This window comes from Olleya sediminilitoris, assembly GCF_016785945.1.
Lineage (GTDB): Bacteria > Bacteroidota > Bacteroidia > Flavobacteriales > Flavobacteriaceae > Olleya > Olleya sediminilitoris.
The window spans coordinates 55,430-75,824 of record NZ_JAEMEF010000009.1; the positions used below are offsets into that span (position 1 = coordinate 55,430).

At 30.3% G+C, this 20,395-nt stretch carries 24 protein-coding genes; 13 read left to right on the plus strand and 11 right to left on the minus strand.

Annotated features, from left to right (window positions below):
* Positions 1 to 47: 47 nt before the first annotated feature.
* A complete protein-coding gene (locus JAO71_RS10775; RefSeq protein WP_203000775.1) occupies positions 48 to 1,088 on the plus strand; it encodes a hypothetical protein in 1,041 nt (346 codons plus the stop codon).
* Positions 1,089 to 1,138: 50 nt separating this feature from the next.
* Here the strand turns inward: JAO71_RS10775 and JAO71_RS10780 are convergent, their stop codons facing one another.
* The 3 genes from JAO71_RS10780 to JAO71_RS10790 all read right to left on the minus strand — a co-directional run bounded on the left by JAO71_RS10780 (position 1,139) and on the right by JAO71_RS10790 (position 2,986).
* Positions 1,139 to 1,924, minus strand: a complete 786-nt coding sequence (locus tag JAO71_RS10780) for a TerC family protein (RefSeq protein WP_028289819.1) — start codon at positions 1,922 to 1,924, stop codon at positions 1,139 to 1,141.
* 3 nt (positions 1,925 to 1,927) lie between these two features.
* The gene (locus tag JAO71_RS10785) at positions 1,928 to 2,302 is read right to left on the minus strand and encodes a hypothetical protein (RefSeq protein WP_028289818.1); all 375 of its coding nucleotides are present in this window, start codon (positions 2,300 to 2,302) and stop codon (positions 1,928 to 1,930) included.
* Between the two features lie 237 nt (positions 2,303 to 2,539).
* Positions 2,540 to 2,986, minus strand: a complete 447-nt coding sequence (locus tag JAO71_RS10790) for a helix-turn-helix domain-containing protein (protein WP_054850936.1) — start codon at positions 2,984 to 2,986, stop codon at positions 2,540 to 2,542.
* A 313-nt stretch (positions 2,987 to 3,299) separates the two neighbouring features.
* On the opposite strand from JAO71_RS10790, the gene JAO71_RS10795 reads away from it, so the two are divergent.
* The 3 genes from JAO71_RS10795 to JAO71_RS10805 all read left to right on the plus strand — a co-directional run bounded on the left by JAO71_RS10795 (position 3,300) and on the right by JAO71_RS10805 (position 5,583).
* Positions 3,300 to 4,436: a M14 family zinc carboxypeptidase gene (locus tag JAO71_RS10795; protein ID WP_203000777.1), complete on the plus strand. Its 1,137-nt coding sequence runs from the start codon at positions 3,300 to 3,302 to the stop codon at positions 4,434 to 4,436.
* A gap of 73 nt (positions 4,437 to 4,509) precedes the next feature.
* Positions 4,510 to 4,989: an Lrp/AsnC family transcriptional regulator gene (locus tag JAO71_RS10800; RefSeq protein ID WP_028289815.1), complete on the plus strand. Its 480-nt coding sequence runs from the start codon at positions 4,510 to 4,512 to the stop codon at positions 4,987 to 4,989.
* Between the two features lie 78 nt (positions 4,990 to 5,067).
* Positions 5,068 to 5,583, plus strand: a complete 516-nt coding sequence (locus JAO71_RS10805) for a DinB family protein (RefSeq protein WP_116822689.1) — start codon at positions 5,068 to 5,070, stop codon at positions 5,581 to 5,583.
* Here JAO71_RS10805 and JAO71_RS10810 read toward each other — a convergent pair whose 3' ends face one another.
* Both JAO71_RS10810 and aroB read right to left on the minus strand, forming a co-directional pair.
* On the minus strand, positions 5,584 to 5,880 hold the full coding sequence (locus tag JAO71_RS10810) for a hypothetical protein (RefSeq protein WP_203000779.1): 297 nt from the start codon (positions 5,878 to 5,880) through the stop codon (positions 5,584 to 5,586).
* A gap of 85 nt (positions 5,881 to 5,965) precedes the next feature.
* On the minus strand, positions 5,966 to 7,030 hold the full coding sequence (aroB, locus tag JAO71_RS10815; protein WP_203000781.1) for a 3-dehydroquinate synthase: 1,065 nt from the start codon (positions 7,028 to 7,030) through the stop codon (positions 5,966 to 5,968).
* A gap of 95 nt (positions 7,031 to 7,125) precedes the next feature.
* On the opposite strand from aroB, the gene JAO71_RS10820 reads away from it, so the two are divergent.
* Positions 7,126 to 8,301: a proline dehydrogenase family protein gene (locus JAO71_RS10820; RefSeq protein WP_203000783.1), complete on the plus strand. Its 1,176-nt coding sequence runs from the start codon at positions 7,126 to 7,128 to the stop codon at positions 8,299 to 8,301.
* A 40-nt stretch (positions 8,302 to 8,341) separates the two neighbouring features.
* Here the strand turns inward: JAO71_RS10820 and JAO71_RS10825 are convergent, their stop codons facing one another.
* From JAO71_RS10825 to porX, 6 genes are all read right to left on the minus strand, one after another.
* Positions 8,342 to 8,725, minus strand: coding sequence for a DUF4258 domain-containing protein (locus JAO71_RS10825; RefSeq protein ID WP_116822693.1), 384 nt, complete (start codon positions 8,723 to 8,725; stop codon positions 8,342 to 8,344).
* 24 nt (positions 8,726 to 8,749) lie between these two features.
* On the minus strand, positions 8,750 to 9,949 hold the full coding sequence (locus tag JAO71_RS10830) for an alanine dehydrogenase (RefSeq protein ID WP_028607446.1): 1,200 nt from the start codon (positions 9,947 to 9,949) through the stop codon (positions 8,750 to 8,752).
* Positions 9,950 to 10,204: 255 nt separating this feature from the next.
* A complete protein-coding gene (locus JAO71_RS10835; protein WP_236011255.1) occupies positions 10,205 to 10,726 on the minus strand; it encodes a hypothetical protein in 522 nt (173 codons plus the stop codon).
* Positions 10,689 to 10,832 carry a hypothetical protein gene (locus JAO71_RS10840; RefSeq protein ID WP_162874822.1) on the minus strand — a complete coding sequence of 48 codons (144 nt, stop codon included), beginning with the start codon at positions 10,830 to 10,832 and terminating at the stop codon, positions 10,689 to 10,691. The genes JAO71_RS10835 and JAO71_RS10840 overlap by 38 nt, the downstream gene beginning before the upstream one ends.
* Positions 10,833 to 11,001: 169 nt before the next feature.
* Positions 11,002 to 11,415 (minus strand): tRNA (adenosine(37)-N6)-threonylcarbamoyltransferase complex ATPase subunit type 1 TsaE, encoded by a 414-nt coding sequence (gene tsaE / locus JAO71_RS10845; RefSeq protein WP_116822695.1) that lies wholly within the window; start codon positions 11,413 to 11,415, stop codon positions 11,002 to 11,004.
* Between the two features lie 20 nt (positions 11,416 to 11,435).
* A complete protein-coding gene (porX, locus tag JAO71_RS10850) occupies positions 11,436 to 12,989 on the minus strand; it encodes a T9SS response regulator signal transducer PorX (protein WP_203000785.1) in 1,554 nt (517 codons plus the stop codon).
* Positions 12,990 to 13,026: 37 nt separating this feature from the next.
* On the opposite strand from porX, the gene JAO71_RS10855 reads away from it, so the two are divergent.
* The 8 genes from JAO71_RS10855 to sucD all read left to right on the plus strand — a co-directional run bounded on the left by JAO71_RS10855 (position 13,027) and on the right by sucD (position 20,395).
* Positions 13,027 to 14,256, plus strand: a complete 1,230-nt coding sequence (locus tag JAO71_RS10855) for an HD domain-containing protein (protein WP_203000787.1) — start codon at positions 13,027 to 13,029, stop codon at positions 14,254 to 14,256.
* A 25-nt stretch (positions 14,257 to 14,281) separates the two neighbouring features.
* The gene (gene lpxD, locus JAO71_RS10860; RefSeq protein ID WP_028289804.1) at positions 14,282 to 15,310 is read left to right on the plus strand and encodes a UDP-3-O-(3-hydroxymyristoyl)glucosamine N-acyltransferase; all 1,029 of its coding nucleotides are present in this window, start codon (positions 14,282 to 14,284) and stop codon (positions 15,308 to 15,310) included.
* Positions 15,297 to 16,703, plus strand: coding sequence for a bifunctional UDP-3-O-[3-hydroxymyristoyl] N-acetylglucosamine deacetylase/3-hydroxyacyl-ACP dehydratase (locus JAO71_RS10865; RefSeq protein ID WP_028607440.1), 1,407 nt, complete (start codon positions 15,297 to 15,299; stop codon positions 16,701 to 16,703). Before lpxD ends, JAO71_RS10865 begins: the two co-directional genes overlap by 14 nt.
* Before the next feature lie 10 nt (positions 16,704 to 16,713).
* Positions 16,714 to 17,499, plus strand: coding sequence for an acyl-ACP--UDP-N-acetylglucosamine O-acyltransferase (gene lpxA / locus JAO71_RS10870; RefSeq protein WP_028289802.1), 786 nt, complete (start codon positions 16,714 to 16,716; stop codon positions 17,497 to 17,499).
* A gap of 21 nt (positions 17,500 to 17,520) precedes the next feature.
* Positions 17,521 to 18,087 carry an elongation factor P gene (efp, locus tag JAO71_RS10875; protein WP_028289801.1) on the plus strand — a complete coding sequence of 189 codons (567 nt, stop codon included), beginning with the start codon at positions 17,521 to 17,523 and terminating at the stop codon, positions 18,085 to 18,087.
* 11 nt (positions 18,088 to 18,098) lie between these two features.
* Positions 18,099 to 19,034, plus strand: a complete 936-nt coding sequence (locus JAO71_RS10880; RefSeq protein WP_054850946.1) for a UDP-3-O-(3-hydroxymyristoyl)glucosamine N-acyltransferase — start codon at positions 18,099 to 18,101, stop codon at positions 19,032 to 19,034.
* Entirely contained in the window at positions 19,035 to 19,424 is a 390-nt protein-coding gene (locus tag JAO71_RS10885; RefSeq protein WP_203000789.1) for a nuclear transport factor 2-like protein, read from the plus strand.
* A 98-nt stretch (positions 19,425 to 19,522) separates the two neighbouring features.
* Positions 19,523 to 20,395: a succinate--CoA ligase subunit alpha gene (gene sucD, locus JAO71_RS10890; protein ID WP_028607438.1), complete on the plus strand. Its 873-nt coding sequence runs from the start codon at positions 19,523 to 19,525 to the stop codon at positions 20,393 to 20,395.

A 20,395-nucleotide genomic window follows, 5' to 3' on the forward strand; every position in this document is an offset into this window, starting at 1 on the left:
TTTGTTGTTTACGTAAGTACAGCAAAACCAATAAATATTTAACTTTTATGAAAACAACAAGATTAACAAAAATCACAATTTTTTCCCTATTTACAACTATTTCATTATTATCATGCAGTGATGATGATGATAATTCTGTAGCTATGGATGACCAACCAGTAGCTTCCGTACAATTATATGCTTCAAATAATTCTGACGGAAATATTACCATTTATGATGTAACAGATCAAAGTGCAGTAACAACTTCAACTTTAATAACTGCAAGTTTAGCAGCAGATGGTGTGTATTATAATCAAGATGAAGATTTTTTACTACAAGCGTCAAGGTCAGATTTAGGTTTAGAAGGTTATAATACTACTAGTATTTTAACTTCTGGTACCACAATAAATGTGGATGCAGACGGAACTAATGATATGGAGAGTCCTAGGGAAGTAGCAGTTAATGGTAATTTAATTGTTGTTGCAGATAATGCAGATGTAGATGGTGATACTACTACACCAGATGGACGACTTTTTATTTATAGAAAATCAGGTAATAATATAACTTTAAGAAACACTATAATAACAGATTTTAAACTTTGGGGCATTACCTTTAAAGGTGATGATTTATTTGCTATAGTTGATACTACAAATCAATTAGCAGTATTTACAGACTTTTTAAATAATACAACCGATATGTCTTTAAGCGCTACAAAAACGATAGCTGTTGAAGGTATAGTTAGAACTCATGGTTTGACTTATGATGTACAATCAGACGTTATGATTTTGACTGATATTGGAGAAGCCTCAAATGGTCAAGATGATGGAGGTTTTCATTATATAGAAGGTTTTACAAATAAATTTAACACGCTTTCTGAAGGAGCAACTTTAGCTTTAGATCAGCAAGTTAGAGTTTCTGGATCAGCAACATTAATGGGTAATCCAGTAGATGTAGCTTATGACGCAACAACACAAACCGTTTATATTGCAGAAGCTGGTAATGGTGGAGGACAAATTTTAGCTTTTAATAATTTTGAATCAGGAGGTAATATTGCGCCTTTTATTAATAATAGTTTAGCAGCAGCTTCTTCTGTATATTTATCAAAATAATCTTAGCATAATATTTATAAAAAAAAAGCCATCCGAAAGGATGGCTTTTTTTATTTTTTCTTGCTAATTTTCTGGTTTAAAAACTCAACAAATAAAGAGAAAGCAATAGCAAAATATAAATAACCTTTAGGTATTGCTCCAACTGTATTACCAAAAAATGTAGTATGTGATAGGTGACCAGCTTCTGTAATTAACATAAAACCAATCAATATTAAAAACGATAAACCTAATATTTGTATACTAGGATTACTCTCTATAAATCGTCTAATTTTATTAGCAAAAGAAATCATTATGACTATAGAAATTATAACTGCAACGATCATTAAAATTAAGTTGTAATTATGATTTTCAGACAATCCATTAGTCATACCTACAGCTGTTAAAATAGAGTCTATTGAAAATATAAAATCTATAATTAAAATCTGAACCACTGCCTGTTGTAAGGACTTAATCACCTTTCCTTTAACCTGGTCTTCATCATGTTTTGGTGTATCAACTTTTTCTCTAATTTCAGAAGTTGACTTGTATATTAAAAAGAGTCCTCCAAAAAATAATATTAAAGCTTGCCAACTTAACTCAAGATGCATCCAGTCTAAATCCAACTTGTAAAATGGTTCTGATAAACCAACTAAAAATGATACAAAAAATAATAGTATTATACGTTGGACCATTGCTAATAACAACCCAATGTTAGTCACTTTACTACGTTGTTCTTCGGGTAATTTATTTGCAGCAATAGATATAAAAACAATATTATCTATACCTAAAATTATTTCAAGAAAAGTTAGGGTAAGTAAGGCAAAAATAGCATCACTTGAAGTAAAAAAATCTAACATAATTTATGGTTTTAGATAAGCAGTTCCTTTTTGTTTATTTATTTCACCTACATATGAATATTCAAAAGTATAAGAAGAATCCGTTGTGGTTAAAATTTTAAGATGAACATCTTTACGTTCAGCCATATTTTTAGGATTAATAGTTTTGTAAATCACTTCACAATCATTGACCCATCTTACTTGAGTGCTGTCAATTTTACCATCATAAGTTTCAATTTGTAAACTATCGTTTCTTGTAAAATTAGATTTGTAGGTAATATCTCCAATTTTTACTTCACTGTAAAATTGTCCTGTTTTAAAAGTTTTACAATCTCTTTCAATAGTGTAGCAACTAAAAAATGTAGTTATTAATAATAGGTATAAAATTTTTACTTTCATTAAAAAACGGTTTACTACAAAATTAATCAAATGTTTGTTTATTTAATCAAAAAAGTAACCTTTCTATAAATCGCGTATTTGAAAAATTTGTGTACCTAACATCAAATTCGAGAAATTTGAAAAAACTAATTTATTTAGTAAAAAGTGTATTTTTAATTAAAAAAGAGAAAATATCTCTGATTTTAAAAAAATGAAATTTTTTAGATGATATTTAAAATTAAGTAAGATTCACAAATTTTAATTTTCATAATTTGAAAAACTACCATCAGAATAAAAAATGACGATACGATCAATTTTTTTTCCTTTTGAAATATTATGATTTAAATTTTGAAAAGCCTCAACATTTTTTAATTCTGGATTTTTAGGAATTTCTGAATCTAAGTTTTCAGAATTTGTAAATAAGTCCTGATTCATTTTTTTTGGAGTAGGAGGTTTTTCAATTTTTGGAATCGATATACTTTTTGGAAAATGTCCTTTTCCATTCATCAACCAATATAATTCTACTTCAGGAAAAGTGTCTAATACCTTCAAAACAAATTCTAAACTTGGTTTGTTTCTACCTGATAATATATGTGAAATACTAGAGCGTTGTACACCTACTTTTTCAGCAAAAGAAGAGGCGCTTTCACTGTAATAATCGATGACTTTTTGAAGTCTTTTAGAAAATTCTGCATTGTTTATCATGGTGATACAAATGTAAACAATTCAATTGAATAAACAATGTTACAATTGTAAAAAGAGGTGTGTATGTTACAATTGGAATCGTTTTTAAGGAGCGTTATATATAAAGTTAAACTTTAAATACATGTGTTTAACTAATTGATTTAAAGTATTTTAGTTTAAATACTAATAAGGTTGTAACTATTTGTGTTTAAAGCACTTATTTTAAAATACTTTTAAGAGTAAATAGTTTACAAAAGTAAATTACAAATGTAAAACACCTTGTTTACAAATGTAAATAACTAAAGTGTTACATTTGTAAACGAAATAAACACCTATGGATAATACACTTTTAAATACTTTATATGATACGTATAAAGAACCCAAAATTTTTGGTCGCTATATTACCTTAAAAGACCTTACTCCATTAATGGATAAACTGTCTGATGTTTTTACAATTGATTGTATTGGTCAATCTGTGTTGAGTAAAAACATTTATTCTATAACTTTAGGTAAAGGACCAAAAAAAATCTTGATGTGGTCTCAAATGCATGGTAACGAGTCTACAACTACTAAAGCTTGTTTTGATCTTTTAAACACCCTTTATGATGGTCAATTAATATCTATTTTAGATAAATGCACTATTAAAATCATCCCAATGCTTAATCCAGATGGATCTGAAGCTTATACTAGACTAAATGCTAATCAAGTTGATTTAAATCGTGATGCACAAGCTTTAACTCAGCCAGAAAGTCAAGTATTACAAGACTGTTATACTGCTTTTAAACCTGACTTTTGCCTTAATTTACATGGTCAGCGTACTTTATTTAGTGCTGGACAAACCAATAATATAGCTACATTATCTTTTTTATCGCCAGCTGCTGATGTAGATCGTAGCTTAACATTAGCAAGGAAACAAGCAATGGAGATTATTAATGCTATAAACCAAACGCTTCAATTAGACTTACCTGACCAAATAGGACGTTATGACGATGGTTTTAATATAAATTGTGTTGGTGATACGTTTCAAAACTTAAACACACCTACTGTCTTATTTGAAGCTGGGCATTATAAAGATGATTATGAAAGGGAAGAGGTAAGACGTTTTGTATATAAATCTTTGGTAGTTACATTAAATTATATTGCAAATCATGACGTTACAGGCGATAATTATCAAGATTATTTTAAAATTCCAGAAAACGGAAAGCTTTTTTACGATATAATAATCAAAAATGCACAGTTTGATAATGGTGTTTTTGACATTGGAATTAACTATCAAGAACGTTTAGTTGATAAACAACTGAAATTTATTCCAAAAATTATTGCTATTGAGGATTTATCAGATTTTCATGCTCATAAAGTGCTGATTGCTAATAATAGTAAGGTTTTTACTTCAAATAATGAAGTTGTGTCAATTAACTACGAAAACGATTTCGTAATCATAAACAATGTGAAATTATCATTAAATCTTTAAAATTCTTGTTTTTTAATATAGATAATTCATTAAAAATGTTTTAATTTTGCTTATTATTTAACAAAAACACAAAATGGCAAAGTTTAAATTGGATGAAATTGATCATCAAATTCTTGATATGTTAATCGAAAACACAAGAGTACCTTTTACTGATATCGCAAAAAAATTATTGATTTCTGCTGGTACAGTTCATGTTAGAGTAAAGAAAATGGAAGATGCAGGAATAATCAAAGGGTCATCATTGACTTTAGATTATAAAAAACTTGGGTATTCTTTTATTGCTTATGTTGGTGTTTTTCTTCAAAATACATCTAAAACATCATTTGTTTTAGAGCGTATTAGTGAGATACCTTATGTAACTGTTGCACATGTAACAACCGGTAAATTTAATATCTTTTGTAAGATTAGAGCAAGAAATACAGAGCATGCAAAGGACGTAATCTTTATGTTGGATGACATTGAAGGTGTGTACAGAACAGAAACTATGATTTCTTTAGACGAAAGCATAAATGACAAAAAACGTTTAATGCATAGTATTTTTAACGATTTATAAGTCGTTTTAATTTATTATAATCTAAAAACGCTTCATTTTTGAAGCGTTTTTTGTTTAAATTACTTAAAAATTCAATTTATGACAATTTTAGATTTGAAAAGTGATGAGTATATTCCTTATTTTAAGGGTTATATAGATTTAGCTGTTGATGTAGAATTAATTCCAGGTTTGATTTCGGGTTTAAATACTAATTTAGACTTTTATAAGTCTATTGAAGACTCTAAGCTTGATTATCGATACGCTAAAGGTAAGTGGTCTATTAAGGAGATTATAAGTCATCTTATAGATACAGAGCGTATTTTTTGTTATCGTGCATTACGTTTTGCTAGACAAGACAAAACAGCATTATTGGGTTTTAATGAAAATGATTATGTAGATGTATCAAATGCATCTAACCGTTCTTTAGATAGTTTGTTAAAGGAGTATGAGAGTGTGAGGCAAGCAACATTAACGTTGTTTAAAAGTTTTGATAATCAAACTTTAAAAAGTAAAGGAATTGCTGGAGCAGGAGAAGTGTCTGTAAGAGCTTTAGGTTTTTTAATTATTGGTCATGAAATACACCATAATAACGTTATAAGAAGACTTTATTTGTAATTATTCTTCTTCATTATCTAGTGTTTTATTGTCTAAATCTGTGATAATATATCCATTATCATTGGTTTGAAAGATTTCTGTGTTGTCAAAATTTATCATTGTATAGTGAAGTTTACTGCTAACTTTGACAAGGTAAATAGTGTCTTCTGTTTTAACTTCTACAGCTTCTATAGTCTCATTTCTGTGATTATCAAAGGTTATGATATCATTATCACCATAACCATCAGGAAATTTTGAAGCTAAAATATTAAGTACTTCTGGAGTCAATTTTTTGTAATCTACAATAATTTTTCGCATACCAATATAGTTTTATTTAACTGATTGGAGAGTCTTGCAATTTTTGCAATTACTTAAAATTACGATTTTTTATAATACAAAAGTGTTAATTGCTGTAAAACTTAAATGATTTGATTATCAGATCATTAGTTGTAGTTTGATTAATTTTTGGGTCACCTATGCTGTTTAGTAATACAAAGTTAATATTGCCTTTTATATTTTTCTTATCAAACTTCATCAATTCTATAATAGGAAGGTAGTCTGCTTCAGGAATATCAATTTTACCATAAACCTTTATGGTGTTTTCTTTTATAAGCTGCATTTTATCTTCCGGAAAATCTAATAATTTATTAGATAAATAAGTTTCTAAAATCATACCAATAGCTATAGCCTCACCATGTAATAAAGCCTTAGATTTATGGTTTAAATAAAACGACTCAATTGCATGTCCTAGTGTGTGTCCAAAATTAAGAGATTTTCTTAAATTTTGTTCGGTTGGATCTTGTTCAACAATGTCTTTTTTTATTAAAATCGAATCGTAAATTAACTGATCTAAATCTTCAAGTGTTAGATTAGATAATCTCGACAACTTACTGTAATATAATTCGTTGTGAATTAATCCGTGTTTTAGCATTTCTGCCAATCCAGATCTCATTTCTCGGCTTGATAATGTAGATAAATAATCTGTGTCAACCAATACCATGTTTGGTGTTTTAATAATCCCAATTTGGTTTTTAATAGCTCCTAAATCAACACCGTTTTTACCTCCAATTGATGCGTCAACCATGGATAGAAGAGTGGTAGGTATATTTATAAATTTAATACCTCTTTGGTAAGTACACGCGACAAAACCACCTAAATCTGTGACCACTCCACCTCCTAAATTTAGCATTAAAGATTTTCGGTCTGCACCTAATTCAGATAAGGTTTCCCAAACACCTAAGCAAGTTTCGATGGTTTTGTGTTGTTCTCCTGCTTCAATCTCGATAACTTCTATAGTTAATTCTGTATTTAATTGTGCTAAAAGTTTAGGTAAGCAAAGATCAGACGTATTACTATCTACTAGTATAAATATGTTTGAAAATGTGTTGTTTTGAATGTAATTGCTTAAGGCTGAATAGCAATCGGAGTTAAACTGAATACTATAGTCTTGAGTTGTAATTGGCGTCATGAAAAACTTAAAAACGTTAAGCTGTAAAATTAATAGTTTTTTTAAAAACTATTGGTAATACATAGTATATTTGTTTCGTCTTAAAAAATATAAATATGATAAAGGACTCTTTTTTTGAAAATACAGAAGTGGCTTTTAAGTTAAAAAGTGATTCAGAGTTAGAACGCGCTTACTTTTTATTTAAAATGATTTCTAATCAACCGCTTGTTAGAATTGGTACAGCTGCTACTAATTTTGCTTTAAAAGCACATTTACCAGTAGAAGGTTTGATACGTGCTACTGTATTTGATCATTTTTGTGGAGGTGTTAATGAGGATGATTGTATAAGTGTTATAGACAAAATGTATACAGCAGGTGTTTGTTCTGTTCTAGATTATTCAGTTGAAGGAAAAGCAGTTGAAAATCAATTTGATTCCGCTAAAGAAAAAATCATAAAACTAGTTCATTTTTGTGATGAAAAAGAAGCAATGCCAATAGTTGTGTTTAAGCCAACTGGTTTAGGACGTTTTTATTTGTTTCAGAAAAAAGGGGAAGGAAAACCTTTTACTAACGAAGAAGCTGCAGAATGGAGTAGGATTGTAGAGCGTTATCATGCTATATGTAAGTTAGCTAAGGCTAAAGATGTAGAGGTTTTAATTGATGGTGAAGAAAGCTGGATGCAAGAAGCTGCAGATGAGTTAGCTGAGGACATGATGAAAGTTTACAATACAGGTAAACCAATTGTTTATAATACACTTCAAACTTACAGGCATGATAGACTTGGATATTTAAAAGCTTCGCATAAAAGAGCCAAGCAAGGTGGATATACTTTGGGTTATAAAATAGTACGAGGTGCTTACATGGAAAAAGAACGTGAGCGTGCGCTTGATAAAGCGTATGATTCACCAATATGTAAAGATAAAATTACAACCGACAAAAATTTTAACGATTGCTTGCATTATATCATGGAAAGCTTAAGTGATATTTCAATTTTTGTTGGAACGCATAACGAAGAAAGCACTTATTTAGCCATGAAGATAATGGATGATTTAGGAATAGATAAAAAAGATAATCGTGTGTGGTTTGGGCAGTTATACGGAATGAGTGATCATATTAGTTTTAATTTGGCAGATCAAGGCTATAATGTTGCAAAATACTTACCATTTGGACCTGTAAAAGACGTAATGCCATATTTAATTAGACGTGCAGAAGAAAACACATCTGTTGCAGGACAAACTGGTCGTGAGTTAACTTTGTTAAAAGCAGAGCGTAAACGAAGAAAGAGTAAATAGGAATATTTACTCTTAATTTTTGATTTGTTTTCGGATTTTATTAATCTAATTGTTTAATGGATTGCATTGTTGCAATACTGTCACAATTTTGAACTAATAATTCAAATTGTTTTTTGTCTTTTGTAGTACCAGAAATATAGTAAATTCCACAAGGTTCTTGTCTTGGTTGGCTTTTAGAAAAGTCAACATCTCCTTCTTTTAATAAATAGCTAATAGCTGCTGTATCAATAGTTCTTGTTGCAATGGTGGTTTTGCTGGCTTCAGAAAATTGAAGTGTTTTAGTTCTTATGTTTTTTAATACACGACCTTCTGGACCGTAATTATACTCGCAAGAAACACCTCTTCCGTTTAAAAAAAAAGCTAATAATACTAATCCTATTGCAAAACCTCCTAAATAATAACCAATACGTTGTAATATTTTCATTTTAAATTTTTTCGAATTGCAAATTTAAAATATTAAAAGGTTAATATCACTATGTTTTAAGTCAAACCATTCTCCGACTGCACGATTTGTTAAAATTCCGTGATAAAAATATAGTCCGTTTTTTAAACCTTTGTCAAATCTAATAGCGTGTTCAAGTCCACCGTTATCTGCTATTTCTAATAAATATGGTGTGAAAATATTACTTATAGAAGCAGAAGCAGTTCTAGAGTATCTTGCAGGAATATTTGGTACACAATAATGTATAACTCCGTTTTTTCTAAAAGTAGGGTTGTTGTGAGATGTGACTTCACTAGTTTCAAAACATCCACCCATATCAATACTAACATCAATAATTACGGACCCTTTTTTCATGGTTTCAACCATCGTTTCGGATACAATAATAGGAGCTCTGTCTTTACCTCTAACAGCACCAATAACCACATCACAGCGTTTTAAAGCTTTGCCTAAATATTTAGGTTGTAATGTTGATGTGTAAATTGTACGACCTAAATTAGCTTGTAAACAACGTAATTTTGTAATAGAATTATCAAAAACCTTAATATTTGCACCAAGTCCAATAGCACTTCTTGCAGCAAACTCTCCAACAGTTCCTGCTCCAAGTATTACTACTTCTATTGGAGGAACACCACTTATATTACCAAACATTAATCCGTTACCATTGCTAGAATTACTTAATAATTCAGATGCAATTAATACAGATGCTGTTCCTGCTATTTCGCTTAATGCTCTAACTGCTGGATAAGCACCATCTTCATCACGAATAAATTCAAAAGCTAAAGCGGTAATACGTTTTGATGCTAATTTTTCAAAATATTTTTTTGATTGTGTTTTAAGTTGTAATGCAGATATTAAAGTAGTTTGTGGATTAATTAAGTCTAGTTCTTCAAGAGTAGGAGGTTCTACTTTTAAAATCATAGGGCAAGAATAAACTTTTGCTGTGTCTTTTGTGACTTCAGCTCCAGCTTCACTATAATCCTTATCGCTAAAATTTGCACCTTTACCAGCTTCAGATTCTATTAGTACACGATGACCATTGCTAACGATAGCAGATACAGCATCAGGTGTAAGGCAAACACGTTTTTCTTGGAAAGCTGTTTCTTTGGGAATTCCTATAAAAAGACTGCTTTTGTGCTTAAAAATCTCTAAAGTTTCTTCTTGAGGGATTAATTCTGCTTTAGAAAATGGAGATAGTGGTTTGGACATAATTTAGTTAAGTTTAAAAAAACAAATTACAAAATTATTGTAACTTATTGTACTAAAAATAAAGTCTTATTTTTTCCCACAGGTTGGTCGGTTTTCTTAATAAATCTTCTTCCTGTTGTTGTAGTGTCTGATTAGATTTATTTTTGGTTGTTTTTAATTTAAATTTTATAGCTGTATTTAGTAGGTTGTTTAGCATGTTTAGGGTTGTGATCTATAAAAAAAACATTTGGTAATCGTATATAAGCAATAGGCTAGTTAAAAATATTGCCTAATTTTTCCCCAAAGTGTTTTTGGTTTTATGGTTAGTTCATCTTCTAAATCTTGAAGTGATTTGTTTACTGTGTTTATTTTATTAAAAATCCTTGCTCTAACTAAGTAAATAGATGGTATAACTATAGCCATCATAATCACTAGATACAGAAATTGGTTTGTATCTACGTATTTTAAATCCTCGTTTATTACAGTTGCAAATTGAAAAAAATACATGATTATAGGTATCAATAATGCATGGTACCACCAATGACGACAGGTGAAAAACCAGATTATTAATAAATATAACGGAACAAATTTTCCAATTATAGTCCATATTCCTACTTGTGCACTTAAGTAGTATTTGCTATCGTAATTAAACAAAAAAGTATTCCAAATTTTTACGTCTGGAACACTTTCATAGTAATAGAAAATATATGGAGTTATAGCTATAAATGTTGCTATAATACTGCCTATTATAAAAGATTTATTATCCGTGAGTTGGGATTTTGATTCTATTTCTGTCAATTTCTGTTGTTTGTTGTTCATTTAAATCAATAAGATTTGACGCTTGTGCAGAGAATATAACTCCACCAAAAATAGCAATCGCTATTACATACTTTTTAGTTCTCATTTTGCTAGGGATTAAATTAGTTACATCTCGAATTTAGATAAAAAGTTAATTCAAAAACTTGATAAATGTTAAAAGTATGTTAAAAAATGACTTTTTTGAATTTTTTACTGTGGTTAAAACCGCAATTGATTAAAAAAACACTCTTAATTGAAAGAAAAAAATGCTGATTTTAGCTAAAATTCTCTATGGTAAGATTGCGTGTAGAGTTTTCTGACAGTTTTATGCGGATAATACTGTAGTTGTCTTGAATTAAAGGTTTTAATAGATCTGGCCATTCTACTAATACATAATTATTACTGTACAGGTAAGTGTCAATACCAAAATCGTATAACTCTGTTTCGTCTTCTATTCTATAAAGATCAAAATGATAAATAGTATCATTTTGACCTTTGTATTCATTTACTAAAGAAAAGGTAGGACTGCTAACATTGTCAATACTTCCTAAAAGTTTAACTAAAGTTTTAATAAGTGTAGTTTTGCCAACACCCATTTCTCCTTCAAATAATATTGTTTTGGAAGTAGTAGTTTCTAAAATTTGTTTAGCAATAGCCTCTACGTCCTCTAAGTTATAATTTAGTTCCACTTTTTTTAAGCAAAAATAGTTTATTTAGGATTTAATACAACAAATGGTATTATCATTTCTTCTAAAGACACTCCTCCATGTTGGTAGGTGTTACGATAATAGCTAACATAGTGGTTGTAATTATTTGGGTAAGCAAAAAATAAATCGTTTTTAGCAAATATAAACGAACTATTCATGTTGATAGAAGGAAGATGTATTGATTTTGGGTCTTTAGCAGCTAAAACGTCTTTGTTTTCGTAGCTTAAACTACGTCCAGTTTTGTAGCGTAAATTTAAACTTGTATCTCTGTCTCCAATAACTTTAGATGGGTTTTTAACATTAATAGTACCATGGTCTGTGGTGATAATTAATTTGAAACCTAATTGTTGAGCCTGTTGTATCATTTCTAGTAAAGGAGAGTTTTTAAACCAGCTTTGCGTTAAACTTCTATACGCTTTGTCGTTTGACGCTAATTCTTTAACCACGTCCATTTCTGTTTTGCTATGTGATAACATATCTACAAAATTATATACCACTACAGTTAGATCGTTGTCTTTAAGACCTTTGAAGTTGTCTGCTAATTTTTTTCCTGCAGTTAAATTTGTGATTTTGTAATATTCATGTTTAAGTTTTGTTAAACCTAAACGTTTCATTTGTGCGTTTAAAAAATCAGCTTCATGAAGGTTTTTTCCACCTTCATCAGTATCATTTTTCCAATACTCAGGATGTAAGCTTTCCATGTCTCGTGGCATTAATCCTGAGAATATGGCATTTCTAGCATATTGTGTTGCTGTTGGTAGGATGCTGTAAAAAGCTTCTTCTTTAGTTTTTTTGTAATGATTATTTACAAAAGGTTCAAAAGCTTTCCATTGGTCATAACGTAAATTGTCTACAACAACTAATAATGTAGGTTGTTCTTTACTTAATTCTGGAGCAATTTTTTCTCTAAACAATGTATGTGATAGAGTAGGAGCATCTGTGTTTGGCTCAAACCAAGATGGATAATTTTTATCTATAAATTTTCCGAATTGTGTATTGGCTTCGTTTTTTTGAGATTCTAAAATTTCAAACATACTAGGGTCTTCAATGTCTTCTAACTGAATTTCCCAATAAATTAACTTTTTATATAAATCAGCCCATTCTTCATAACTATTTACCATAGCCATGTCCATTGCTATTTTTCGGAATTCTTGTTGGTAATTAGAAGTCGTTTTTTCAGACACTAACCTAGAGTGGTCTAAATTCTTTTTAAGACTTAAAAGTATTTGGTTTGGGTTTACGGGTTTTATAAGGTAATCGGCTATTTTATTACCTATAGCTTCTTCCATAATGTATTCTTCTTCACTTTTAGTAATCATTACTACTGGAAGTGTGTCTTGCTTTTCTTTAATTTCATGTAGCGTTTCCAAGCCTGTTAATCCTGGCATGTTTTCGTCTAAAAAAACAATATCAAATTTTTTGTCATCCAGAATTTCTATAGCTTCTGTACCACTATTACAAGTTGTGACATTATAGTTTTTTTTCTCTAAAAACAGGATATGAGGTTTTAGTAAATCTATTTCGTCGTCAACCCAAAGAATATTTATATTGTTCATGTATATTTGTGTATATTAATTAAATAAAGGCTTAAGCTTGAAACCAAGTAACAAACTTAAAATATTAAACGACCCAATTTACGGATTTATTACTATTCCAAATTCTATAATTTTTGATTTAATTGAGCATCCATTTTTTCAAAGACTTAGACGAATCTCACAAATGGGATTGTCATATCTAGTATATCCAGGAGCGCATCATACTAGATTTCATCATGCAATTGGTTGTATGCATTTAATGCAAAAGGCAATTCAAGTACTTAGATTTAAAGGTGTTAAGATTTCTGAAGAAGAAGAAAAAGCACTATGTATAGCCATTTTGTTACATGATATTGGTCATGGTCCTTTTAGCCATGCAATGGAGCATAGTATTGTTAGTGGTGTTTCTCATGAAGAGATTTCATTGTTATTTATGCAAGAATTAAATGCTGAATTTAACGACGATTTAACACTAGCCATCCAAATCTTTAAAGGAAAGTACCATCGTAAATTTATGTTACAACTTATATCAAGTCAAATTGATATGGATCGTGCAGATTATTTAAAACGTGATAGTTTTTACACAGGAGTATCTGAAGGCAATATAAATAGTGAGCGTCTAATTACTATGTTACATGTAAAAGATGACCATTTAGTTATTGAAGATAAAGGTATTTATAGTATTGAAAAATTTTTGGTAGCTAGACGTTTAATGTATTGGCAAGTGTATTTACATAAAACAAGTTTAGTAGCAGAGCAATTGTTAATACGAGTATTAAAAAGAGCTAAAGAGTTAGTTAAAAACGGAGTAAAATTACAAGCAAGTAAACCATTGTCATTCTTTTTAGAAAATGAAATTACTTTAAATGAATTTAACTCAGATTGTCTTGAAACCTTTGCGAAACTAGATGATTATGATATTGTTTCAGCAATGAAAAACTGGCAATATCACGATGATTTTGTGCTAAAAAATCTTTGCGATATGATTATTAATAGACATTTATTAAAGGTTAAAATAAAAAAGAAACCAATTAAGCAAGATGTGTTAGATAATCATAAAAAAACTTTGCAACAAAAACATAGTATTTCCGATCATGAAGCTAATTATTTTGTGTTTACTGGACAAATAAGTAATCAAGCTTATACTAGAAAAAAACAAAATATAAATATTTTGTACAAAAACGGTAAAGTAGAGGATATAGTTAAGGCTTCAGACCAACTAAATTTAAAAGCACTATCAAAAACAGTGACTAAATATTATATATGTTATCCAAAAGACAAACTTTAGTACATTTTTTCTATTTTTGCTAACAATGAAATTTACAGCAGAACAAATCGCTGGTATTTTAGATGGTGTCGTAGAAGGCAATCCTCAGGCAGAGGTATCTAAATTATCAAAAATAGAAGAAGGAGTAGAAGGTGCTTTAACCTTTTTAGCGAACCCTAAATACACGCCCTATATATATACCACAAAAGCAACAATAGCTATTGTTGGTAAAGACTTTATGCCAGAACAAGATATAACTTGTACGCTAATTAAAGTAGAAGATGCATACAAGTCATTTTCAAAATTATTAGAATACTATAATCAAGTTAAGCTAAATAAGTTTGGTATAGAGCAACCAACATCAATATCAGATTCGGCTAAAATCGGAAAGGATATTTACATTGGTGCATTTACCGTAGTTGGAGATAATGTAACAATAGGTGATAATGTTAAGATTTTTCCTAATAGTTATATTGGTGACAATGTAACTATACAAGATAACACAGTCGTGTTTTCTGGAGCAAAAATCTATTCAGACTGTATTATTGGTAAAAATTGTGTTATAAACTCTGGAGCTATAATAGGAGCTGATGGATTTGGTTTTGCGCCAAATGAAAACGGAGAATATAGCAAGGTGCCACAAATAGGTAATGTTATATTGGAAGACTTTGTAGATATTGGTGCAGCTACTACAATTGACAGAGCAACATTAGGATCTACAATTATAAGAAAAGGTGTAAAATTGGATAATCAAATTCAGATAGCACACAATGTAGAGATTGGTAAAAATACTGTTATTGCTGCCCAAACAGGTATAGCAGGTTCTACCAAAATTGGTGAAAATTGCCAAATTGGTGGACAGGTTGGTATTGTAGGACACATTGTTATTGGTAATAATGTAAAAATACAAGCACAATCAGGTATAGGACGTAATGTTAAGGATAACGAGGTGCTTCAAGGGTCACCAGCTTTATCTTATGGAGATTACAATAAATCCTATGTATATTTTAAAAACTTACCAAAATTGGTAAAAACCATAAACGAATTAGAAAAAAAAGGAAATGGGAATAGTTAGTACTGACATAAAGCAAAAAACAATTCAAAAGGAAATATCCTTGACAGGAGTTGGCTTACACACAGGAAAAGAGGTAACATTAACTTTCAAACCAGCTTCAGAAAATACAGGATTTGCTTTTAAACGCATTGATTTAGAGGGTACTCCAGTAATTGAAGCAGATGCAAACTATGTAACTAGCACACAACGTGGTACTTGTTTAGAAAAAAACGGTGTTACTATTCAGACCTGTGAGCACGTATTAGCAGCATTGATTGGTTTAGATATTGACAATGCTATCTTAGAATTAGACAACTCTGAGCCACCAATTATGGATGGTTCATCAAAGTTTTTTGTAGAAGCTATTGAAAAAGCAGGTATCCAAGAACAAGAAGCATTCAGAGAAGTTTATGAGGTTACTGATGTTATATCTTACACTGACGAAGAGTCTGGAAGCGAGATTTTAGTCATGCCTTCTAAAGAATATCAAGTAACAACAATGGTTGACTTTGGTACTAAAGTTTTAGGAACTCAAAATGCAACTTTAAATAAAATATCTAACTTCAAAAAAGATATATCAGACTCAAGGACTTTTAGTTTCTTACATGAATTAGAAGCATTACTAGAGCATGGTTTAATTAAAGGAGGCGATTTAAATAATGCTATAGTATATGTAGATAAAGAATTATCTGATTCTACTATGGAAAAACTTAAAGAAGCTTTTAATAAAGAAGCAATAGCAGTTAAACCTAATGGGATTTTAGACAACCTTACTTTGCATTATCCTAATGAAGCTGCTAGACATAAATTATTAGATGTTATAGGTGATTTAGCTTTAATCGGAACACGTATTAGAGGTAAAGTAATAGCTAATAAACCAGGACATTTTGTAAACACACAGTTTGCAAAAAAAATGTCTAAACTCATTAAAAACGAAAGACGTAATAACGTACCAAATATTGATTTAAACCAAACTCCAGTTATGGATGTAAATCAAATTATGGATATGTTACCACATAGACAACCTTTTTTATTACTTGATAAAGTTTTTGAATTATCTGAAAACAAAGTTATAGGAATGAAAAATGTGACCATGAATGAAGAGTTCTTCAAAGGTCACTTTCCAGGAGCTCCAGTAATGCCAGGAGTTTTAATTGTGGAAGCTATGGCACAAACAGGAGGTATTTTAGTACTTAGTACTGTTCCTGATCCAGAAAATTATTTGACATTTTTCATGAAAATGGATAAAGTTAAATTTAAGCAAAAAGTAGTGCCAGGAGATACATTAATCTTCAAATGCTCGTTAATAACACCTATAAGACGTGGTATTTGCCATATGCAAGGTTACGCTTATACTAATGGTAAATTATGTGCAGAAGCCGAATTAATGGCACAAATAACTAAAGTAAAATAATACAATAAAAATGAACCAACCTTTAGCATACGTACATCCAGGTGCGAAAATTGCCAAAAATGTGGTTATAGAACCATTTACGACTATTAGCAATAATGTAATTATTGGAGAAGGTACATGGATAGGTAGTAATGTCACTATAATGGAAGGCGCAAGAATAGGAAAAAATTGTAATATTTTTCCAGGTTCAGTGATTTCTGCTGTACCACAAGACCTTAAATATAACGATGAAGACACATTAACTATAATAGGTGATAATGTGACCATTAGAGAATGTGTAACTATAAACAGAGGGACAACTGACCGAATGAAAACGGTTGTTGGTGACAATTGTTTAATCATGGCTTACTGTCACATTGCTCATGATTGTATTGTAGGTAACAACTGTATATTTTCTAATAACAGTACATTAGCAGGACACATTAATATCGGAGATTATGTTGTACTTGCAGGTATGACTGCTGTACACCAATTTTGTTCAGTAGGTAGTCATGCTTTTGTAACAGGAGGGTCTTTAGTACGTAAAGATGTACCACCTTTTGTAAAAGCAGGTAGAGAACCATTATCTTACGTAGGTATTAATTCTGTTGGATTAAGACGTAGAGGGTATTCCACAGAAAAAATTAGAGAAATTCAAGATATATTTAGAATATTATATCAAAAAAACTATAATAATACACAAGCAGCAGCTATTATTGAAGCAGAAATGGAAGCGACAACTGAGCGTGACGAGATACTTCAGTTTATCAAAAACTCTCATAGAGGTATTATGAAAGGTTATTTTAAATCAAATTAAAAATTAAAACAAAATTATAAAATGGTTACAACATCAGATATTAGAAACGGATTATGCTTAAGATATAATAATGATATCTATAAAATAATTGAATTTTTACATGTAAAACCAGGTAAAGGTCCAGCTTTTGTTAGAACAAAATTAAAAAGTGTAACTAACGGAAAAGTTATTGATAACACATTTTCAGCAGGTCACAAATTAGAAGATGTTAGAGTAGAAACTCATAAATTTCAATATTTATATAATGATGGTGAATTTTATCATTTTATGAATGAAGCAGATTATACTCAAATTAGATTATTAGAAGCAGCTTTAGATCGTCCAGAATTAATGAAAGAAGGAGAAGTTGTAACAGTAATTATTAATACAGAAGATAATAGTCCTTTATCAGTAGAATTACCAGCAAGTGTTGTTTTAGAAATTACAGCTACTGAGCCAGGTGTTAAGGGTAATACAGCAACTAATGCTACAAAACCAGCAACAGTTGAAACAGGAGCTATTGTTAATGTGCCTTTATTTATAAATGAAGGAGATAAAATTAAAGTAGAAACTGTAAAAGGAACTTACAAAGAACGTGTTAAAGAATAGTTAGTTAACACATGAAGTTTCCTAAACCATATACATTAAAAGCAATTGCTTCACTTATTGATAGCACCTTTGTTGGAGACGAAAATTTTCAGGTTTTAGGCATGAATGAAATTCATGTTGTCGAACCAGGAGATATCGTATTTGTTGATCATCCTAAATATTACGATAAAGCTTTAAATAGTAAAGCTACAATTGTTTTAATTAATAAAAAGGTTGATTGTCCAGAAGGTAAAGCATTATTAATTAGTGATGATCCGTTTAGAGATTTTAACAAATTAACCTCTCATTTTAAGCCTTTTCAAAGTGCTAATTCAGCTATTTCAGCTTCAGCTAAGATTGGTGAAAATACTATAATTCAACCCAATTGTTTTATTGGTCATAATGTTGTTATTGGCGACAACTGTGTCATACATTCCAATGTAAGTATATATGATGATACAGTAATTGGTAATAATGTAACTATACACGCTGGTACAATTTTAGGTGCAAGCGCCTTTTATTACAAAAATAGACCAGAAGGATTTGATCAACTTAAATCTGGAGGTAGAGTTGTAATAAAAGATAATGTAGATGTTGGAGCCCTATGTACTATTGATAAAGGGGTTACAGGAGATACTATTATAGGAGAAGGCTCTAAACTAGATAACCAAATTCAAGTTGGTCACGACACTGTAATTGGTAAAAAATGCTTAATTGCATCACAAACAGGGATTGCAGGATGTTGTATCATAGAGGATGAAGTGACACTTTGGGGACAAGTTGGTACTACCAGCGGAATTACAATTGGTAAAAAAGCTAATGTTTTAGGTCAAACAGGTGTTACAAAATCTATCGAAGGTGGTAAATCTTATTTTGGTACTCCAATTGAAGAATCACGAGTAAAATTAAAAGAATTGGCTTACATTAAGCGAATTCCAGAAATTATCAAACATTTAAAAAATAAATAGATGTCAGCAAGAGCGGTTGTTAAAGCCTTTTATAATTTAGATTTAGCAAAATCAGAAGATGCTATAAATATGTTTGACAAAGATTGTCAATTACATTGGAATAGTAGTAAAGGCTATATAGCTTTAGATCATGATGGTATTAAAGCCAAATTACAAGATATAAGGCAGTCATTTGTAACGTTTACATATAAATTAAGCCATTTATTAAAAGAAAACGATACAATTACTGCAAGATATACTGCTTATGCAGCAACAATTGAAAGATCAGATGAAATCGAACCAATAGCACATTTTATTTCCATTTGGGAAGTCAAAAACGGTCTATTATACAAAGGATACGAAATTAGTCAGTTGTTTGACGAGAATCCTCAAAGCTTATCATCATTTTAATAAATTAAATATTAAATTCGTTTTCAATTAGCAGACAAAAACTTACTTTTGTAAAGTAAATAACAATTCAACATAAAACTTCTTAATCAATACAAAACATGAGCGTTTTAGTAAACAAAGATTCAAAAATAATAGTTCAAGGATTTACAGGTAGTGAAGGTACTTTTCACGCTGGTCAAATGATTGAATACGGAACAAATGTAGTAGGTGGTGTTACACCAGGTAAAGGTGGACAAACGCACTTAGACAGGCCAGTTTTTAATACAGTTCAAGAAGCTGTTGATAAAGTAGGTGCAGATACAACAATCATTTTTGTGCCACCAGCTTTTGCTGCAGATGCAATTATGGAAGCTGCCAACGCTGGAATTAAAGTAATTATTACTATTACAGAAGGTATTCCTGTTGCAGATATGATTAAAGCTGCAGATTATATTAAAGATAAAGATTGTCGTTTAGTTGGTCCTAACTGTCCAGGAGTTATTACTCCAGGTGAAGCTAAAGTTGGTATCATGCCAGGTTTTGTTTTCAAAAAAGGTAAAGTAGGTGTTGTATCTAAATCAGGTACTTTAACTTATGAAACTGCAGACCAAGTTGTAAAACAAGGTTTAGGTATCACAACTGCAATTGGTATTGGAGGAGATCCAATTATTGGTACAACTACTAAAGAAGCTGTTGAGTTATTAATTAACGATCCAGAAACTGAATGTGTTGTTATGATTGGTGAGATTGGTGGTCAATTAGAAGCTGATGCTGCTAAATGGTATAAAGAGTCTGGTAGTAAAAAACCAATCGTAGGATTTATAGCAGGTGAAACTGCTCCAGCAGGTCGTACAATGGGTCACGCAGGTGCAATTGTAGGTGGATCTGATGATACAGCTCAAGCTAAAAAAGCGATTATGAAAGAATGTGGTATCCACGTTGTAGATTCTCCAGCTGAAATTGGTAAAAAAGTAGCAGAAGTATTAGGATAA

Coding starts and splice junctions, on each gene's coding strand:
- JAO71_RS10775 (WP_203000775.1), top strand. CDS start 48: ATGAAAACAACAAGATTAACAAAAATCACAATTTTTTCCCTATTTACA.
- JAO71_RS10780 (WP_028289819.1), bottom strand. CDS start 1,924: ATGTTAGATTTTTTTACTTCAAGTGATGCTATTTTTGCCTTACTTACC.
- JAO71_RS10785 (WP_028289818.1), bottom strand. CDS start 2,302: ATGAAAGTAAAAATTTTATACCTATTATTAATAACTACATTTTTTAGT.
- JAO71_RS10790 (WP_054850936.1), bottom strand. CDS start 2,986: ATGATAAACAATGCAGAATTTTCTAAAAGACTTCAAAAAGTCATCGAT.
- JAO71_RS10795 (WP_203000777.1), top strand. CDS start 3,300: ATGGATAATACACTTTTAAATACTTTATATGATACGTATAAAGAACCC.
- JAO71_RS10800 (WP_028289815.1), top strand. CDS start 4,510: ATGGCAAAGTTTAAATTGGATGAAATTGATCATCAAATTCTTGATATG.
- JAO71_RS10805 (WP_116822689.1), top strand. CDS start 5,068: ATGACAATTTTAGATTTGAAAAGTGATGAGTATATTCCTTATTTTAAG.
- JAO71_RS10810 (WP_203000779.1), bottom strand. CDS start 5,880: ATGCGAAAAATTATTGTAGATTACAAAAAATTGACTCCAGAAGTACTT.
- aroB (WP_203000781.1), bottom strand. CDS start 7,030: ATGACGCCAATTACAACTCAAGACTATAGTATTCAGTTTAACTCCGAT.
- JAO71_RS10820 (WP_203000783.1), top strand. CDS start 7,126: ATGATAAAGGACTCTTTTTTTGAAAATACAGAAGTGGCTTTTAAGTTA.
- JAO71_RS10825 (WP_116822693.1), bottom strand. CDS start 8,725: ATGAAAATATTACAACGTATTGGTTATTATTTAGGAGGTTTTGCAATA.
- JAO71_RS10830 (WP_028607446.1), bottom strand. CDS start 9,949: ATGTCCAAACCACTATCTCCATTTTCTAAAGCAGAATTAATCCCTCAA.
- JAO71_RS10840 (WP_162874822.1), bottom strand. CDS start 10,832: ATGAGAACTAAAAAGTATGTAATAGCGATTGCTATTTTTGGTGGAGTT.
- porX (WP_203000785.1), bottom strand. CDS start 12,989: ATGAACAATATAAATATTCTTTGGGTTGACGACGAAATAGATTTACTA.
- lpxD (WP_028289804.1), top strand. CDS start 14,282: ATGAAATTTACAGCAGAACAAATCGCTGGTATTTTAGATGGTGTCGTA.
- JAO71_RS10865 (WP_028607440.1), top strand. CDS start 15,297: ATGGGAATAGTTAGTACTGACATAAAGCAAAAAACAATTCAAAAGGAA.
- lpxA (WP_028289802.1), top strand. CDS start 16,714: ATGAACCAACCTTTAGCATACGTACATCCAGGTGCGAAAATTGCCAAA.
- efp (WP_028289801.1), top strand. CDS start 17,521: ATGGTTACAACATCAGATATTAGAAACGGATTATGCTTAAGATATAAT.
- JAO71_RS10880 (WP_054850946.1), top strand. CDS start 18,099: ATGAAGTTTCCTAAACCATATACATTAAAAGCAATTGCTTCACTTATT.
- JAO71_RS10885 (WP_203000789.1), top strand. CDS start 19,035: ATGTCAGCAAGAGCGGTTGTTAAAGCCTTTTATAATTTAGATTTAGCA.
- sucD (WP_028607438.1), top strand. CDS start 19,523: ATGAGCGTTTTAGTAAACAAAGATTCAAAAATAATAGTTCAAGGATTT.